This window comes from Stappia sp., assembly GCF_965276915.1.
Classification (GTDB): domain Bacteria; phylum Pseudomonadota; class Alphaproteobacteria; order Rhizobiales; family Stappiaceae; genus Stappia.
This window is the reverse complement of the sequence record NZ_OZ255709.1, coordinates 697,023-713,656: the sequence shown is the minus strand read 5'-3', so window position 1 is coordinate 713,656 and position 16,634 is coordinate 697,023. Positions and strand designations below refer to the sequence as shown.

At 64.3% G+C, this 16,634-nt stretch carries 15 protein-coding genes; 11 read left to right on the top strand and 4 right to left on the bottom strand.

Annotated elements, in window-relative coordinates; genetic code table 11:
• Nucleotide 1: 1 nt before the first annotated feature.
• From hemJ to ACQY46_RS03290, 3 genes are all read left to right on the top strand, one after another.
• Complete coding sequence (gene hemJ / locus ACQY46_RS03300) at nt 2-427, top strand: protoporphyrinogen oxidase HemJ (protein WP_428698888.1); 426 nt, start codon at nt 2-4, stop codon at nt 425-427.
• 336 nt (nt 428-763) lie between these two features.
• Nucleotides 764-2,029, top strand: coding sequence for a transcription termination factor Rho (rho, locus tag ACQY46_RS03295; RefSeq protein ID WP_428698887.1), 1,266 nt, complete (start codon nt 764-766; stop codon nt 2,027-2,029).
• Nucleotides 2,030-2,208: 179 nt separating this feature from the next.
• Nucleotides 2,209-2,778, top strand: a complete 570-nt coding sequence (locus ACQY46_RS03290) for a GNAT family N-acetyltransferase (RefSeq protein ID WP_428698886.1) — start codon at nt 2,209-2,211, stop codon at nt 2,776-2,778.
• Between the two features lie 71 nt (nt 2,779-2,849).
• Here the strand turns inward: ACQY46_RS03290 and ACQY46_RS03285 are convergent, their stop codons facing one another.
• The gene (locus ACQY46_RS03285; RefSeq protein WP_428698885.1) at nt 2,850-4,913 is read right to left on the bottom strand and encodes a thioredoxin domain-containing protein; all 2,064 of its coding nucleotides are present in this window, start codon (nt 4,911-4,913) and stop codon (nt 2,850-2,852) included.
• Between the two features lie 146 nt (nt 4,914-5,059).
• On the opposite strand from ACQY46_RS03285, the gene mnmE reads away from it, so the two are divergent.
• The 5 genes from mnmE (at nt 5,060) to ACQY46_RS03260 (ending at nt 11,316) form a co-directional block, all read left to right on the top strand.
• Entirely contained in the window at nt 5,060-6,421 is a 1,362-nt protein-coding gene (gene mnmE / locus ACQY46_RS03280) for a tRNA uridine-5-carboxymethylaminomethyl(34) synthesis GTPase MnmE (protein WP_428698884.1), read from the top strand.
• Nucleotides 6,422-6,841: 420 nt separating this feature from the next.
• Nucleotides 6,842-8,791 (top strand): tRNA uridine-5-carboxymethylaminomethyl(34) synthesis enzyme MnmG, encoded by a 1,950-nt coding sequence (gene mnmG / locus ACQY46_RS03275; protein WP_428698883.1) that lies wholly within the window; start codon nt 6,842-6,844, stop codon nt 8,789-8,791.
• Nucleotides 8,788-9,465, top strand: a complete 678-nt coding sequence (gene rsmG / locus ACQY46_RS03270; RefSeq protein WP_428698882.1) for a 16S rRNA (guanine(527)-N(7))-methyltransferase RsmG — start codon at nt 8,788-8,790, stop codon at nt 9,463-9,465. The genes mnmG and rsmG overlap by 4 nt, the downstream gene beginning before the upstream one ends.
• A gap of 6 nt (nt 9,466-9,471) precedes the next feature.
• Nucleotides 9,472-10,299, top strand: coding sequence for a ParA family protein (locus ACQY46_RS03265; RefSeq protein ID WP_428698881.1), 828 nt, complete (start codon nt 9,472-9,474; stop codon nt 10,297-10,299).
• Nucleotides 10,300-10,419: 120 nt separating this feature from the next.
• Nucleotides 10,420-11,316 (top strand): ParB/RepB/Spo0J family partition protein, encoded by an 897-nt coding sequence (locus ACQY46_RS03260; protein ID WP_428698880.1) that lies wholly within the window; start codon nt 10,420-10,422, stop codon nt 11,314-11,316.
• Between the two features lie 158 nt (nt 11,317-11,474).
• Here the strand turns inward: ACQY46_RS03260 and ACQY46_RS03255 are convergent, their stop codons facing one another.
• Nucleotides 11,475-12,047 carry a sigma-70 family RNA polymerase sigma factor gene (locus ACQY46_RS03255; RefSeq protein WP_428698879.1) on the bottom strand — a complete coding sequence of 191 codons (573 nt, stop codon included), beginning with the start codon at nt 12,045-12,047 and terminating at the stop codon, nt 11,475-11,477.
• Between the two features lie 422 nt (nt 12,048-12,469).
• Between ACQY46_RS03255 and ACQY46_RS03250 the strand changes: the two genes are divergently transcribed.
• From ACQY46_RS03250 to ACQY46_RS03240, 3 genes are all read left to right on the top strand, one after another.
• Nucleotides 12,470-12,976 carry an invasion associated locus B family protein gene (locus ACQY46_RS03250; protein WP_428698878.1) on the top strand — a complete coding sequence of 169 codons (507 nt, stop codon included), beginning with the start codon at nt 12,470-12,472 and terminating at the stop codon, nt 12,974-12,976.
• Nucleotides 12,977-13,228: 252 nt separating this feature from the next.
• Nucleotides 13,229-14,452, top strand: a complete 1,224-nt coding sequence (rlmN, locus tag ACQY46_RS03245) for a 23S rRNA (adenine(2503)-C(2))-methyltransferase RlmN (protein ID WP_428698877.1) — start codon at nt 13,229-13,231, stop codon at nt 14,450-14,452.
• Nucleotides 14,445-14,930 (top strand): translation initiation factor IF-3, encoded by a 486-nt coding sequence (locus ACQY46_RS03240; protein WP_428698876.1) that lies wholly within the window; start codon nt 14,445-14,447, stop codon nt 14,928-14,930. The genes rlmN and ACQY46_RS03240 overlap by 8 nt, the downstream gene beginning before the upstream one ends.
• A 26-nt stretch (nt 14,931-14,956) precedes the next feature.
• On the opposite strand, the gene ACQY46_RS03235 is transcribed toward ACQY46_RS03240, so the two are convergent.
• Complete coding sequence (locus ACQY46_RS03235) at nt 14,957-15,679, bottom strand: lysophospholipid acyltransferase family protein (protein ID WP_428698875.1); 723 nt, start codon at nt 15,677-15,679, stop codon at nt 14,957-14,959.
• Between the two features lie 163 nt (nt 15,680-15,842).
• Nucleotides 15,843-16,544, bottom strand: coding sequence for a YdcF family protein (locus tag ACQY46_RS03230; protein ID WP_428698874.1), 702 nt, complete (start codon nt 16,542-16,544; stop codon nt 15,843-15,845).
• Nucleotides 16,545-16,634: the final 90 nt, after the last annotated feature.

Here is a 16,634-nt window from a genome sequence, read left to right as displayed (position 1 = left end):
GATGCTCTATCTTTGGCTGAAGGCGTTTCATATCATCTCGGTCATCGCCTGGATGGCCGGGATGTTCTACCTGCCACGTCTTTTCGTCTATCACGCGGAGACGGAGGCCGGCACGCCGCAGAGCGAAACGTTCAAGGTGATGGAACGGCGCCTGCTCAAGGCGATCATAACACCGGCGATGATTGCGACATGGGTGTTCGGCCTCTGGGTGGCCCATGAGGGCGGCTTCTTCAGCAGTGGTTGGCTTCATGCAAAACTGGCGGTGGTTCTTGCAATGAGCGGGCTGCATGGCTACCTGGCGAAATGCGTGCGTGTTTTTGCCGCGGATGCCAACACGCGGACTTCTCGGCACTACCGGATCGTCAACGAAATACCGACCGCATTCATGGTGATTATTGTCATTCTGGTGGTCTTGAAGCCGTTCTAGGCACGTCATTCATGACTGACCCTGCGTCCGGGCCTTGAATATGTACAAGCCCGGATGCGGGTATTGTTGCAACGGCATGAAGAATGACGCTTGCTCTTGCGAACTTAAAAATGTAAATTCGCTCAACCTCACATCCTGCGGGCATGGTGTCATCACCCGTATCGGTCAGGAAGCCCGGCAGGCGCGACCGCGACGGATACCCAAGGCACCAGGCCGGATTGCAAGATCCGGCTGCCGATCCGCAGAAAATCCCTTTTCTTTCCTTTGATCCGGTTGCCTCAAGCAAACTGCGGGATCGTCTACATCCACCCTCTAGCAGAAGATTACCCCTTGCCCATGCGGGAAATGAAACTCTCAGATCTCAAGATCAAGTCGCCGACCGAACTGCTCGCTTTCGCCGAGGAACATGAGGTCGAGAATGCCAGCACCATGCGCAAGCAGGAGCTGATGTTCGCCATACTCAAACAGCTTGCCGCGCAGGATGTCGACATCATCGGCGAGGGTGTCGTCGAAACGCTGCAGGACGGTTTCGGCTTCCTGCGTTCGCCCGACGCCAACTATCTTCCGGGGCCGGACGACATCTACATCTCACCCTCCCAGATCCGCCGCTTCTCCCTGCGCACCGGCGACACAGTCGAAGGCGAGATCCGCAGTCCCAAGGAAGGTGAGCGGTATTTCGCGCTCCTCAAAGTCAACAAGATCAATTTCGAGGATCCCGATAAGGCGCGCCACAAGGTTCATTTCGACAACCTGACACCGCTCTATCCTGATGAGCGACTGAAAATGGAAGTCGAGAACCCGACGGTCAAGGATCTGTCGTCGCGGGTCATCGACCTGGTTGCGCCGTTGGGCAAAGGCCAGCGCGGACTGATCACGGCGCCGCCGCGCACCGGCAAGACGGTGTTCCTGCAGAACATCGCCAAGGCGATCACCACCAATCACCCCGAGTGCTATCTTATCGTTCTGCTGATCGACGAGCGCCCGGAAGAGGTGACCGACATGCAGCGTACGGTGAACGGCGAGGTCGTTTCCTCGACCTTCGACGAACCGGCGGTGCGCCACGTACAGGTCGCGGAGATGGTCATCGAGAAGGCCAAGCGCCTTGTCGAGCACGGGCGTGATGTCGTCATCCTGCTGGATTCGATCACGCGCCTGGGTCGTGCCTACAACACGGTCGTGCCGTCGTCCGGCAAGGTCCTGACCGGTGGTGTCGACGCCAACGCCCTGCAGCGGCCCAAGCGCTTCTTCGGCGCGGCCCGAAACATCGAGGAAGGCGGTTCGCTGACCATCATCGCGACGGCCCTGATCGATACCGGCAGCCGCATGGACGAGGTCATTTTCGAGGAGTTCAAGGGTACCGGCAACTCCGAGATCATTCTCGACCGCAAGATTTCCGACAAGCGTGTGTTCCCGGCGATCGATATCCAGCGGTCCGGCACCCGCAAGGAAGAGCTGCTGGTCGAGCCGGTGCAGCTCAAGAAGATGTTCGTTCTGCGCCGGATCCTCAATCCGATGGGTACGGTCGATGCCATCGAGTTCCTGCTCGACAAGCTGCGGCAGACCAAATCCAACGACGAGTTCTTCGACAGCATGAACACCTGATAGCCCCGGGAGTGGGTTCCGGCAGTCTGCCGGAACATGTTCCGGACTTCATAGATTCACGTGAAACACCCGCGCCAGAAGATGGTGTGGGTGTTTTGCGTTCGACCTGTCCGACCTGTTTCACGTGAATCAGGTCGATTCGGATCTGCAACGACCAGCGCAGCAGGAGAGGGGTTGAGATGGACATAGAGCTGGAGACGGAGCGGCTGCTGCTGCGGCCATGGCGGGTGAGCGATCTTGCGCCGTTCGCAGCGCTTTGTGCCGACGCGGAGGTGATGCGCTATTTCCCCGCGCCGTTGACCCGCGAAGAGAGCAAGGCCCTGATCGCGCGGGCGATCCGGAAGACCGAGGAAGACGGCTTCTGCTTTCAGCCGGTGGAGGAGAAGGCGAGCGGACGGTTTCTCGGCTTTGTCGGATTGAGCAGGCCTGCCGCGCCTTTGCCCTTCGCACCATGCGTTGAAGTCGGCTGGCGGCTGGCACGCGCGGCCTGGGGGCAGGGGTTCGCGAGCGAGGCCGCAAGGGCATGGCTTCGATTCGGTTACGAAACCCTCGACCTGCAGGAAATCGTGTCCTTCACGGCCTCGCAGAACCAGCCGTCTCAGGCGGTGATGCGGCGAATCGGGATGAACCGCGACATCGCTGCGGACTTCGAGCATCCGCTGCTGGAGGACGGCCATCGGCTTCGCCCGCATGTGCTCTACCGGCTTTCGCGGTGTGCCTGGAGAGATATGCCGGGCTCTCGGATATAGTGCCTGTGTCGCTCCATGATGCGATCGGCCAGGATGACAGATGCGTTTTGACCCCCCCCTTGGAAACAACGCTAGACCCGGCCTGAGGGGCGCAGTGCGTCGAGCGCAGGATCAATGTCCGCAGGATCGGTGATCGGGCTGGAGCATGTGCCTTCCCGGCAGAGATAGAGCGTCGGCTTGCCGTCTTTCACGGCCTTGCCGTGCAAGGGATGGCTTGCGGCCGTCTCCTGCCCGGGCGCGCCCAGGAGACGCAACAGGGCAGGGTCGCCCCGACCCGACAACGCCTTGTCGAACTCTGCCGCTGCTGTGCCATCGGGGCTGACGAGAACAGCAAGAACCGCGTTCTCGCGGGTGTCGATTGCCGAAAGAAGACCGGCGGTACCGAAGGCATTGACGGGAATCTCGCCGGCGAAGGCACTCAGGATCGCGTCGCACCGAACGCGATAGCGGTCATCGCCCGTCAGGTGCCAGAGCCGTGCAAGGGCTTCTGCCGCGATGGCATTAGCGTTCGGCACGGCTTCGTCCAGTGGCGAGTAGGGGCGAAGGATCAGGTCATCGGCGGCAACGGAACTGAGATAGTAGCCACCTCCCTCATGGAGGAAATCCCGCTCAAGGGCATCCGCGAGGTGTTCTGCATCGCGCAGGTAGGCGAGGCTTTCCGACGCTTCGGAAGCCGTTTCCGCCAGGCTGAGGGCCGCTCGCATCATGCAGGCATGATCGCTGGCGAAGCCGGGTCTCGTCAGACGTCCGTCCCGCCAGGCATGGGCGAGCGCGCCGCGGCCGTCGTGCATCGTCTGCATGACGAAGGTGTATGCGGCCACTGCCTGACCTCGCCAGGATTCACGTGAAACACCCTGCAGCTTGCTGAGATGGGCAGCCTGGGCAAGAGCGGCAATGGCATGGCCGTTCCAGTCGGCCAGGATCTTGTCATCCCGGCCCGGCCGCACGCGTGTCTCGCGCGCGGCAAGAAGCCTTGCGCGCAAGGGGGCAAGTTTCTCCTCGTCGGCCGGATCGCGCCCGTCGGCAAGGCGATTGGGGATGCTGGCGCCCTCGAAGTTTCCGTTCGATGTGATGTCGTAGGCGTTGATGAACGCGGCGCCGTCGTCGTGCCCCAGAACAGCGGCCACCTCGTCAGGCGTCCAGACATAGAACTTCCCTTCGACTCCTTCGCTGTCGGCATCGAGGCTGGCGGCGAACGCCTCGCCGTTCAGCATCTCCCTGATCATCCAGTCCACCGTATCGTCGAGTCGCCTCCGAAACATACCGCCAAGGGCAACATCGAGATGATTGAGGGAGATTGCCCGGGAAAGATGGGCGATGTACTGGGCGTTGTCGTAGAGCATTTTTTCGAAATGCGGGACCAGCCAGCGTTCGTCGACGGAGTAGCGGGCAAGGCCGCCGCCGACGTGATCGTAGATCCCGCCATTGCTCATCCGCTCCAGCGTGTGGATGCAGCGGGCGAGCATGTCGGCCTGGCCGGATCGCAGTGCGGCCCGCCAGACAAGGTCCATCACCGGGGCCTGCGGGAATTTCGGCGCACCGCGAATGCCACCATTCTCGGAATCCAGCAGGCCGGCCAGTCGCTCGCCCGCCAGGACTGCCAGGCCCGGATGAAGGATTTCGCCGCTACGAGGCCCCTGGGCAAGGTGATGCATCAGGTTCTTCCGGTTGGTATCGATTCGTCCGCGGTCCGAATGATAAGTGGCGGAGATGGCTTCCAGTACGTCGACGAAACCGGGCCGTCCCCAGCGGGCGGTCTTGGGAAAGTAGGTTCCGCCCCAGAAGGGCTCCGCATCGCTGGTCAGGAACATGGTCAGTGGCCAGCCGCCCTGTTCGCCGAGAGCATGAAGTGCGCTCATGTAGATCTGGTCGATATCCGGCCGCTCCTCGCGATCGACCTTGATGTTGACGAAGAGCCGGTTCATGACCTCGGCGACCTCGTCGTCCTCAAAGCTCTCATGCGCCATGACGTGGCACCAGTGGCAGGCTGCATAGCCGACGGACAGAAGGATCGGCTTGCCTGTTTCCCGCGCCTCGGCGAGGGCTTCGCTTCCCCAGACGCGCCAGGCGACAGGGTTGTCCTTGTGCTGGAGGAGGTAGGGACTGGTGGCGTCGCCAAGGCGGTTGTCGGTCATGGGCCCGTCCGGGTATGAGGGGTCGGTGGCGGTCGCGCCTGTGGCCAGGGAATGGGACTGCTGGTCAATGCTGCGGTGCGCGGGTGCCTGTCTTCGAAGGTAAGGCAGGTGCGGGGCTGCGCCAAGGGCGTGCGGCCCGGTCCCCAATGCGGAACGAGGTGTGCGTGGATACGATCTTTGCGGTTTCCAGTGGTGCTCCTCCGGCGGGGGTGGCGGTTGTTCGCCTGTCCGGGCCGGCCAGCCGATTCGTGCTCGAAACGATCACCGGAGGTCTCCCTGCACCGAGGCAGGCTGTGCTTCGCAATCTGCGCAGGCCCGAAGACGGAAACCTTCTCGATCGTGCGCTGGTGCTCTGGTTTCCGGGGCCGGCCAGCTTCACCGGCGAAGACGTGGCGGAGTTCCACTGTCATGGCGGCCGTGCTGTCGTTGGCGCCGTCCTTGCCGTTCTGGCCGGCATGGCGGGGTGCCGGCCGGCCCTTGCCGGTGAGTTTACGCGGCGGGCCTTCGACAACCAGCGGCTCGACCTTCTCGAGGTGGAAGGCCTGGCGGACCTGGTCGCGGCAGAGACGGAGGCGCAACGTCGTCTTGCCGTCTCGCAGGTCGGCGGCGCGCTGACAGCGCTCTACGATGGCTGGCGCAGCCGGCTGCTGCATATCCGCGCGATGATCGAGGCGGAGCTGGATTTCGCGGATGAGGAGGATGTCCCCGACGACAACTCCTCCGTCGTCTGGGAGGATGCGGCGCGACTGCGTCTCGACATCAGGGCGCATCTTGAGCGCTCTCATGCGGCGGAGCGCCTCCGCGCCGGCCTGCAGGTGGTCCTTCTGGGTCGGCCCAATGCCGGCAAGTCGAGCCTGCTGAATGCCATCGCCCGTCGCGATGTGGCGATCGTCACGGAGGAGGCAGGAACCACGCGCGACGTGATCGAGGTGCACCTGGACCTGCAAGGCTTGCCTCTGACCCTTGTCGATACGGCGGGACTGCGCGAGACATCCGGCATCGTCGAGCGCGAAGGTATCCGGAGGGCGTTGGAGCGGGCAGGCTCCGCCGACCTCGTCCTCTGGCTTTCTGATCCGGAAGACCCTGACGGCGGGCTCTTCGATTCGCTTCCGCAACCATCCGCGCCCATCTGGAGGGTGCTGACAAAGTCGGATCTGGCGGGGGCGAAGCGCGCAAGCCTGCCGGTGTCGCGGACGGAGATGCCTGTCTTCGGCGTCTCGGCCAAAACCGGCGATGGCATGGACACCCTGCTCGCGCAGCTGACCGAGTTCGCGCGGGCGCTGGTCGGAGGCTTCGACGACCCGGTTGCCACGCGTGAACGCCATCGCTGGCATCTGGCCCGCGCCCTGGAAGCGGTGGAGGCATCGCTTGCAGCATCGTCCCTGCCGCTTGAACTGAGGGCCGAGGAGCTGCGACGTGCAGCGGATGAACTGGGCCACATCGCCGGACGTATCGGGGTCGAAGATCTCCTGGACGTCATTTTCGGCGAATTTTGTATCGGAAAGTAAACGAGCGTTTCACGTGAAACACCGGAATCCCGAGGTCGATTCAAAACCGAAATGAAGACTCATCCGTAACAATCGCCGGGCCATGCCTCGTCACCCTGGCATTGCCCCTGCATGAGGATCCCCGCGCGGACGAGTTTGCCGCGGCGGTTGCGGGAGGGGGCGGGGCCGTCGACGCGAACGACGCCTCGTCACGTACGAAGCGCTTTGACCGGGCGGCACCATTTCGCTATCACCGGGTCTGGATTTATCCACAAGAGCCGAGTTGCCCGCCCAATCCCTTTTGGTCGAGGCGGGCCAAGCCTCCTGCGGGGGCGGGGGCAGGGGCTGGCGAGGGATGACCACCGGTTCGGGTTTCCGGTGCGGCCCTGGCGGGTACTTTGACCGTTTGAAGATGCGGGCCGGATGGCAAGAGAAGTGACGATGGCAATGTCTGACGGGATCTCGGGCGTGAGCGGGTTCGGCGCCGGGTTCGATGTGGTGGTGATCGGTGGTGGTCATGCCGGGTGCGAGGCTGCGGCCGCATCCGCGCGCCTGGGTGCCCGGACAGCGCTGGTCACGCATCGCTTCGAGACAATCGGCATCATGTCCTGCAACCCTGCCATCGGGGGGCTGGGCAAGGGACATCTCGTCCGCGAGGTCGATGCGCTCGACGGGTTGATGGGCCGCGTCGCGGACCGTGCGGGCATCCAGTTTCGCCTCCTGAACCGACGCAAGGGGCCGGCCGTTCGCGGACCGCGTGCCCAGGCTGACCGGCGCCTCTACAGGGAGGCGATGCAGGAGGCGATCCGCGAGACCGCGAACCTGACGGTGGTCGAGGGCGAGGCAGCCCGAATTCTCGTCGCGGGCGAACGTATCGCCGGCGTCGCCTTGGCTGACGGCCGTGAGATTGTCTGCGGGGCGGTCGTGCTGACCACCGGCACCTTCCTGCGCGGCGTCATTCATATCGGCGACCGGAAGATACCCGCCGGCCGTGCCGATGAAGCTCCGGCGGAGCAGCTGTCCACCTCGCTTCTGGGCCATGGTTTTGCCCTTGGCCGCCTGAAGACGGGTACGCCGGCACGTCTGGACGGCCGGACCATTCACTGGGCAAGGTTGGAGGAGCAGGTCGGCGATTCGGATCCGGAACCATTTTCGACCCTGACCCGCGCGATCACCACGCCGCAGGTGTCCTGCCATATCACCCGCACGACGGCCCGGACGCATGCGATCATTCGGGAGAACCTGCATCGCTCGGCCATGTATTCCGGCGGGATCGTCGGCCGGGGACCGCGCTACTGCCCGTCCATCGAGGACAAGGTCGTCCGCTTTGGCGATCGCGACAGCCATCAGGTGTTCCTGGAGCCGGAAGGGCTGGACGATCCGACGGTCTATCCCAACGGCATCTCCACATCCCTGCCGGAAGACGTGCAGCTCGCCTTCCTCAGGAGCATCCCGGGACTGGAGGATGTTCAGGTCCTGCGGTCGGGATATGCCATCGAATACGACCATATCGATCCGCGCGAGCTCGACAGGACGCTGGAGACGCGTCGCGTTCGCGGGCTGTATCTCGCGGGCCAGATCAACGGAACCACCGGGTATGAGGAAGCGGCGGCACAGGGGCTCGTTGCCGGGCTGAACGCGGCCCTGCGGGTGGGGGGGAAAGAACCGGTCGTCTTCGGCCGCGACTCCGGCTATCTCGGAGTGATGATCGACGATCTCGTGACCTGCGGCATCAGTGAGCCGTACCGGATGTTCACCTCGCGTGCCGAATACCGCCTGTCCCTGCGTGCCGACAATGCCGATCAGCGGTTGACGCCGCGCGGCATCGCGCTTGGCTGCGTGTCGGCGGAGCGGCAGGCCGCGTTTACCCGCAAATGCGCGGATATCGAGACGACGACTTCCGTCCTGAGAGCGCTTTCGGTGACGCCGGAGGAGGGCCGCCGGGCCGGGCTTCCGATCAATCAGGACGGGGTCCGCCGTTCCGCTTACGAACTTCTTTCCTATCCCGATATCGACCTCGCCAGGCTGGAAGCCGTCTGGCCGGCGGAGATCGGCCGGCTTGATCCGAAGGTGGCGGGGCAGGTGGCGATCGATGCGCTCTATGCCGTCTACCTGAAGCGGCAGGCTTCGGATATCGAGGCACTTCGCCGGGACGAGGCGCTGGCGCTGCCATCCGGTCTCGACTATGCGCAGGTCAAGGGCCTGTCCAACGAAGCGCGGCAGAAGCTAAAGGAAGCCCGGCCGGAGACGCTCGGCCAGGCGGCCCGCATCGAGGGTGTGACACCGGCGGCGCTGACGCTGCTTCTCTCGCACGTCCGCAAGGGTGCCGCCCGCGATGCCGATGGCGGGACGCGCCGCGACAGCGGATCGCCGCGCGAGGCGGTTGCGTGAGCCGTCCCGCGGGAACCGCGGCCGTTGACGGGCCGGAGCTGCTTCACGAAATCTGCCCGGTTTCACGTGAAACAGTCGAGCGCCTGAGCATCTATGTGAATTTGCTGCTGCGCTGGCAGAAGGCACAGAACCTCGTCGCCCCGTCGACCCTGGCCGAGGTCTGGCGCCGGCATGTTGCCGACAGCCTGCAGATCCTGCGGTTGGCGCCGGATGCCCGCGTCTGGGCGGATCTGGGCAGCGGCGCCGGCTTTCCCGGTCTCGTCACCGCGATCGTCCTGTCGGGGCGAGGTGAGGCCGATGCCCGTGTCCATCTGGTGGAGAGCAATCAGCGAAAGGTCGCGTTCCTGCGTGCCGTCATCCGCGAGACAGGCTGTCCGGCAGAGGTGCATGCGGAGCGCATCGAGGATGTCTCGGCTGGTCTGTGCGACCAGGTGCAAGCCGTTTCGGCCCGGGCGCTTGCCGATCTTTCGCAGCTTTGCGCTTATGTCGAACCGTTCTCCGCTGCCGGGGCGCCGGCGATTTTCCACAAAGGAAAAAATTTCCGCGACGAGGTGACGCAAGCGTCTCACGCTTGGGACTTCGATCTGGTACAAACAGTAAGCCTCATCGATCCCGACAGCCGGCTCCTGACGCTCAGGCGTATCCGGCCCCGCGGCGCGACAGGGAAAGGTTAGATCCGGATGAGCATGCTGCCTCAAACTCCCCGCGTCCTGGCGCTGGCAAACCAGAAGGGTGGCGTCGGCAAGACGACGACCGCCATCAACCTTGGAACGGCACTGGCCGCCATTGGCGAGCGGGTCCTGGTCGTCGATCTCGACCCGCAGGGCAACGCCTCGACGGGCCTCGGCATCGATCGGCGGAACCGTGACATTTCCACCTATGACGTCCTGACCGGCGATTGTTCGCTTTCCGAAACGATCCAGGACACCGCGGTGCCGCGGTTGTGGGTCGCGCCGTCGACGATGGACCTGCTGGGTGTCGAGCTCGAGATCGCCGGACGACAGGACCGGGCGCACCGGTTGCGCAAGGCGATCTCCGAACTGGCGGAAGAGGGCCGGCATTCCGGAATGCCGGACTTCAGTTATGTGCTCATCGACTGCCCGCCATCTCTCAACCTTTTGACCATCAACGCACTTTCGGCGTCCCACTCGATTCTCGTACCGCTGCAATGCGAGTTCTTCGCACTTGAAGGTCTCAGCCAGTTGCTCAGCACGGTGGAGCAGGTGAAGGCGGCGCTCAATCCCGAACTGACGATCCATGGCATCGTTCTGACCATGTATGACAGCCGAAACAATCTCTCGGCACAGGTTGTTGCGGATGTGCGAGAAACCATGGGCGATGCGGTCTACGATACGATCATCCCGCGCAACGTGCGGGTGTCGGAAGCGCCGTCCTACGGAAAGCCGGCGCTGCTCTACGACCTGAAGTGTTCCGGCAGCCAGGCCTATCTCAGGCTGGCCTCGGAGATCATCCAGCGGGAACGCTCGCTGCGCGGGGTTGCCGCGTAGGTTTTCTCTCTGGCGGGGGATTCGGCTGCGCAACGATTTGCGGGTACGGGTTGAACGCGCGGTTCAAGAGGCGGTGCGACCGTCCGATCCGGCGGGACGCGACAACGGGTAGAGTGAGACATGGCGGAAGACGACGGCGGAAAGAAGAAGCGGCTCGGACGCGGCCTTGCGGCGCTGATCGGCGAGGTCGGCACCGAGCCGCCCGCGGATCCGCGTCCGCCGCGCGACACGCGGCGAGTGCCGATCGAGTTCCTGACGGCGAACCCGCGTAACCCGCGCAAGAGCTTCACCGAGGCCGATCTCGACGATCTCACCAATTCCGTTCGCGAGAAGGGAATCGTGCAGCCGCTGCTGGTGCGGCCGGTTGCCGACCGTGACAATGCCTATGAGATCATCGCCGGCGAGCGCCGCTGGCGCGCCGCGCAGCGTGCGGGCCTTCACATGGTTCCCGTGGTGGTGCGCGATGTCACCGATCAGGAGGCGCTGGAACTCGCGATCATCGAGAATGTCCAGCGTGCCGATCTCAATCCGATAGAGGAGGGGCTCGGCTACGACCAGCTCGTCCAGGAATTCTCCTACAGCCAGAGCGAACTGGCCAAGGTGATCGGCAAGAGCCGCAGCCATGTCGCCAACACGCTGCGCCTCCTGAAGCTGCCGAACTCGGTGAAGGATTATCTCGCGGAAGGGCTGCTGACCGCCGGCCACGCCCGCGCCCTGATCACGGCCGGGGATCCGGCCGCGCTTGCCGAACTGATCGTCGAGAAGGGCCTCAACGTTCGCGAGGCGGAACGTCTTGCCCAGGACCCGGAAGCGTTGACGCGAAAGCTTCCGAGCAAGGCCGAGAAGCAGGCAAAGGACGCCGATACCAAGGCGCTCGAGAAGCGACTGACCGACACGCTCGGCCTGAAGATCGCCATCGCCCACAAGCAGGAAAAGGGCGCGGGCGAGCTGAAGATCAAGTATGCCTCGCTGGAGCAGCTCGACGAGATCTGCCGTCTGCTGGGCGTTCCCGGCTGATCCGAAATAAAGCGTGTTTTGCCTGCGAGATCGATTCGGGTCCGGTTTGTTCCGGCCGGCCGGCCGCTGCAGCCCGACTGCGGCAATTCGCCCCGGTGTGGCGGGTCCGAAGTCCGCTCAAGGCCCGCCGGGGGCGAGACGACTTCAGACCAGGGCGATCAGTCGATATCGATCGACTCGTCCGCTTCCAGGATGCGTCTCAGCCTGGCAAAGGCAAGACGGATCCGCGACTTGACGGTGCCGAGCGGCAGACCTGTTTCCTCCGCGATCTGGCTGTGCGACAAGCCGGCGAAGAAGGCGCGGCGGATCAGATCCGCTTGTTCCCCGGGCAGGCTCGCCATTGCCTTGCGGACGCGATCCTCGCGCAAGCGCGCGTCAAGTTCGTCATCCGGGTCGTCGGGAGCGGCGGGGCGAAGGCTCGGGTCCTCCTGGTCGACCAGCCCGGAGCGGTCGCGTCGCAAGGCGTCGATGCGGCGGTTGCGGGCGATGCGAAAGAGCCAGGTCGAGGCGGTGGCGCGTTGCGGATCGAAGAGATGCGCCTTGCGCCACAGGGTGATCATCACTTCCTGCGTCAATTCCTCCGCCAGGGCGGGTTCCGATCCGAGCCGGACGAGATAGGCCTTCAGGCGCGGGGCGAAATGATCGAACAGCTCGGCGAACGCCATTCGGTCGCCGGTTTCGGCGACCCTGGCGATCAACGGGGAGAAACGATCCTGCGACGACACGCTCAATTGGCCTCGATCATTGTCCTGCGGCTGGGTACAGATCGCACCCTGTCCTGAATGTCGCCCGAAACTGCAAACCAGACCAGCATGTTGTTCGGTCGATCCACCGCGTGTCCCGTCGGAATACCGGATGCAGGGCGCGCCGTCGACAGGGGAAGTCCGACCTTGCGACCGTCCGGGCGGGGTGCTTTCGTCAAGCCGTGCCCGGCCTGTCGCACGGCATGGCCGGCGCCCGTCACACTCTTGCCCGATTTGTACCGCCAGCGTGCCGGATCAGGTGATCACAAGGGTTTCCACCGTGCAGGCGCGTGCTTTTGCGGAAATCAACCCTTTCGTAACTTGCTAGGCGATAACCTTAAGGCAAGGTGACCAACGCCCGGCAAATTCGACCCAAATCCGAATGGTTAGCAGTAGCGGTTTAGGAGATGATGCAAGCAAGAACGCTTATCCCGGCTCTTCTGGCACTCGTCCTCACGGGCGTGTCGGCTCACGCCCAGACACCGACCCTTGTCGGTCAGCACAATGATTGGGCGACCTATTCCTATGGAGGTTCCAAGGGAAAGGTCTGTTATGCCCTGTCGAAACCCACGAAACTCGCGCCGAGCGATCGCAATCACGGAGATGTCTACTTCTTCATCTCCAACCGGCCCGGCGAGAATGTGAACAATGAGCCCAGCGTCATCGTTGGCTATGCGTTCAAGGAACAGTCTTCCGTTTCCGTCGACGTCGACGGCCAGAAGTTCACCATGTTCACCAAGAACGACGGTGCCTGGATGGCCAACCCGACCGAGGAACGCCAGCTCGTGGCGGCCATGAGGGCCGGCCGGGGGATGGTGGTGACAGGCGTCTCCGCCAGGGGCACGCAAACCACCTATGACTATTCCCTGTCCGGTGTGACGGCAGCGATTTCCGCTGCCGACAAGGCCTGCCAGTAATCCGGGCCGGTGTGTGAGCACCGGCACGGTCTGGCCCCGTCTCCACCTGGAAGCGGAGCTCCCCTTCCCGGGATGCATGGGCTTTGGGGGTCACAAGACCGCCGGCTTGATGTATAAGTTCGACAAACCCAGAAGGCGGCGGCCGATCGGCCCCGCCTTTTGGCATTGGTGCAGGGACATGTCCTGCAGACGGTCCTGCCGGATCCCGACAAGCGGGCCGACGGGGCAGCGACCCGTTTCCTGGATTGAGACATGAGCGAGATCGAGACCATCGCAACCGGGACCACCGCGTCCGCGCCCCCTCTCGCCGCCGCGCCGGCGGACAAGCCGACCCTGGTCGGCATGGACCGCGCCGAGCTCGCCGAGGCACTTGCGGGCATCGGTGTTCCCGAGCGCCAGCAACGCATGCGCGTTGCCCAGCTCTGGCATTGGCTGTATGTGCGCGGGGCTTCTGATTTCTCCGAAATGACGAATATCGCCAAGGACTTGCGAACAGTCCTGGCAGACGCGTTCACGATCCGCCGCCCGGAAATGGTCTCCGAGCAGATTTCCAGCGACGGCACGCGCAAATGGCTGTTCCGCTTCCCGCCGCGCGGCGCCGGACGGCCGGTGGAGATCGAGACCGTCTACATTCCCGAGGAAGGACGCGGCACGCTTTGCGTCTCCTCGCAGGTCGGCTGCACGCTGACTTGCACCTTCTGTCATACGGGCACGCAGCGCCTTGTGCGCAACCTGACGGCGGAGGAGATCCTCTCCCAGATCCTGGTCGCCCGCGACCGGCTTGGCGACTTCCCAAGGGGCGAGACGCCCGAGGGTGCCGCCGTCCCGAGCGAAGGGCGCCTGGTCACCAACATCGTGATGATGGGCATGGGCGAGCCGCTCTATAATTTCGACAATGTGAAAAAGGCGCTCCTGATCGCCTCGGATGGCGATGGCCTGTCGCTGTCGAAGCGGCGCATCACCCTGTCGACCTCCGGCGTGGTGCCGATGATCGAGCGCACCGGCGCCGAGATTTCCTGCATGCTGGCGATTTCCCTGCATGCGGTGCGCGACGAGTTGCGCGATGAACTCGTGCCGATCAACAAGAAGTGGAACATCGCGGCCCTGCTGGATGCCTGCCGCGCCTATCCCGGTCTCAACAATGCCCGGCGCATCACCTTCGAATACGTGATGCTCAAGGGCATCAACGACAGTCTGGCCGATGCGAGGGAACTTGTGCGGCTGCTGAGGGGCATCCCGGCGAAGATCAACCTGATCCCGTTCAACCCCTGGCCCGGCTCTCCTTACGAGTGCTCCGACTGGGAACAGATCGAGGCTTTTGCCGAGGTGGTCAACCGCGCCGGCTATGCGTCGCCGATCCGCACGCCGCGCGGCCGCGATATCTTTGCGGCCTGCGGCCAGCTCAAGTCGGAATCCGAGAAGATGCGCGCCCGGGAACGGGTCGCGCTGGAGACGGCCGCGCCCGCCCATGGATGAGCGGCCGCGCATGGTGGTCGACGGCGGACGCCTGCTAGGCCAGGCGATCCGGGTTGTTCTGGCGCTTGTTGTCGCTTTCCTGTCGGCTGCCTTTTTTCTGGCTTTCGGTTTTCTTCGCGCGATCGAGCCGGGCGCCGATCCCGTCGCTTTCGGCATGACCGTCGGCTGGTCGCTGGTCGGTGCCAGCATCATCGGCGGCTTCGCTTTCACCCCCGCGCTGGTGGCGATCGCGATTTCGGAGGGCTTCGGGTTGCGCGGGATGGTGTTTCACATCCTCGCCGGCGGCCTTATCGGGGCCGGCACGTGGTTCCTCACGGAAGCTGCCGGCTCGGCGGGCGTCGCGCAAGGACTTCCCGCCGGAACGCTTGTCGTGCTGGCCGCGGGATTTGTCGCAGGCTTCGTCTACTGGCTGCTTGCCGGTCGGCAGGCAGGCTGCTGGCGCGTGCCGCGCCAGGACGGTCCGGGATCCGCCGCCTGATTTTCCTGAAAGACTGCCGGGATGGCCTAGAGGGTCATGCCTCGAGCGCTCCAACGCTGCCGGGCGCGTTGCACCGCCGGGGCATCGGGATGCGCCACGGCAGCCTCGCGCAGCAGCCCGTCGGATGCCGTTTCGATCTCGCCAACCAGCTTGTTGTGAAACTCGTCGATCTCGAGGCCGGGAAGAATCGCGGGCAGGAACTCGACGACCACGGTGCCGGGTTGCAGCATCCACCCGCGGCGCGGCCAGTAGACGCCGGCGTTGAGCGCCACGGGCAGGACGGGAGCCGCGAGCGAGCGGTAGAGATGCGAGACGCCGTATTTGTAGTTCGGCGCCTCACCGGCACCTTTCCGTGTGCCTTCCGGAAATATCAGGATCTGCCGCCCTTCGGCGACGGCTTGGCGGGCCTTTTCCGTCATTGCGGCAAGCGCGAGCGACCGTTTGCCGCGGTCAACCGGAATCTGCCGGAACTTGGCAGTGTACCAGCCGAAGATCGGGATGTAGCGCAATTCGCGCTTGAGCACGTAGGTTGGCGAGGTGAACAGCGGCAGAAGGGCGAACGTCTCCCAGGCCGACTGGTGCTTGGCCGCGACGATGCAACCGCCCTGCGGGATGTTGTCGAGGCCGCGATACTCGACGCGCACGCCGACGATCCAGCGCAGCAGAAACAGATTGACCCGGGCCCAGAAGGGCACCAGCGGCCAGCCGAGACGACGAGGCAGTATGAACACCGGCAGCCCGCCGATCATGAGGACCAGCGTCGACAGGTAGAAGAGGCCTTGGAAAAGCAGCGAGCGGACTAGGAGCATCGGTCTCGAGCCGGATGGATGTTGGCACTGTGGCCCGGAGCTTCCGGGTCGGGTGAGAAGGCTTGCATCGGACGAAACCCGATGCGTCGGGCCGCGCGACGGCTCAGGGCTGCGGTTCGCCCATCATCGCGATGCGAAGCCAGGCAAGCATGTACTTGATATGCTCCCGGGCCAGAAGCAGGGTCGTTCGGGGGTCGGTATACCACCTGTCGAACTCCAGGTCCGCCGTCTGCACCGGCACCGGCACGAGGGCGATCCCGTCCATCACGGAGTGCAGCTCGAGCAGCGCGCGGGGCATGTGATAGGCGCTGGTGACGACGAGCAGCCGGTCGAAACCGTTGCGGCGGGCCCATTTCGCCGTTTCCGAGGCATTCTGCAATGTGTTGCTGGCATTGCGGTCGAGATCGACGCAGCAGTCGAAGAGCGTCAGGTCGCTTGCCGTGCTGCTGACGATCTGCTGGGGGGTCGTTTCCGGATGGACACCGGAAATAAGCAGGCGCTCTCCGCGGCCCGAGCCGAGGAGTTCGAGCGCGTGCTTCACACGCTCGCTGCCGCCGGTGAGAACGACGATCGCGTCGGCGCTTGCCGTGTCATCGGTTTCCAGTCCGGTCACGGATGTGGCGAAGCGCAGGAAGCTTCCGGCGTAGAAGCCGATCCCGGCAACCGCGGCAAGCAGCCCGATGACCAGCAGGACGCTGCCCATCGGGGCGCGCGCCGGCCTGGCTGGCTTGTCCTTGGCACGTTCCCGCGACCCGTCGGTGGTCATGACCGGTTCCGTTGCATGCTGGTCGTCTTGCGCGCTCATCGCTCCCGTCGGTCTCGTCGCGCCCGCCAGCGGCGCAGGTCGAAAGGCGGGATCGCCCGGGTGATTCGGTTCCGGTATCCCGCCAACAGC

Excerpts from the sequence above, each read along its gene's own strand:
- hemJ (WP_428698888.1), top strand. The coding sequence starts at position 2 with ATGCTCTATCTTTGGCTGAAGGCGTTTCATATCATCTCGGTCATCGCC.
- rho (WP_428698887.1), top strand. The coding sequence starts at position 764 with ATGCGGGAAATGAAACTCTCAGATCTCAAGATCAAGTCGCCGACCGAA.
- ACQY46_RS03290 (WP_428698886.1), top strand. The coding sequence starts at position 2,209 with ATGGACATAGAGCTGGAGACGGAGCGGCTGCTGCTGCGGCCATGGCGG.
- ACQY46_RS03285 (WP_428698885.1), bottom strand. The coding sequence starts at position 4,913 with ATGACCGACAACCGCCTTGGCGACGCCACCAGTCCCTACCTCCTCCAG.
- mnmE (WP_428698884.1), top strand. The coding sequence starts at position 5,060 with ATGCGGAACGAGGTGTGCGTGGATACGATCTTTGCGGTTTCCAGTGGT.
- mnmG (WP_428698883.1), top strand. The coding sequence starts at position 6,842 with ATGGCAATGTCTGACGGGATCTCGGGCGTGAGCGGGTTCGGCGCCGGG.
- ACQY46_RS03265 (WP_428698881.1), top strand. The coding sequence starts at position 9,472 with ATGAGCATGCTGCCTCAAACTCCCCGCGTCCTGGCGCTGGCAAACCAG.
- ACQY46_RS03260 (WP_428698880.1), top strand. The coding sequence starts at position 10,420 with ATGGCGGAAGACGACGGCGGAAAGAAGAAGCGGCTCGGACGCGGCCTT.
- ACQY46_RS03250 (WP_428698878.1), top strand. The coding sequence starts at position 12,470 with ATGCAAGCAAGAACGCTTATCCCGGCTCTTCTGGCACTCGTCCTCACG.
- rlmN (WP_428698877.1), top strand. The coding sequence starts at position 13,229 with ATGAGCGAGATCGAGACCATCGCAACCGGGACCACCGCGTCCGCGCCC.
- ACQY46_RS03240 (WP_428698876.1), top strand. The coding sequence starts at position 14,445 with ATGGATGAGCGGCCGCGCATGGTGGTCGACGGCGGACGCCTGCTAGGC.
- ACQY46_RS03235 (WP_428698875.1), bottom strand. The coding sequence starts at position 15,679 with ATGATCGGCGGGCTGCCGGTGTTCATACTGCCTCGTCGTCTCGGCTGG.
- ACQY46_RS03230 (WP_428698874.1), bottom strand. The coding sequence starts at position 16,544 with ATGAGCGCGCAAGACGACCAGCATGCAACGGAACCGGTCATGACCACC.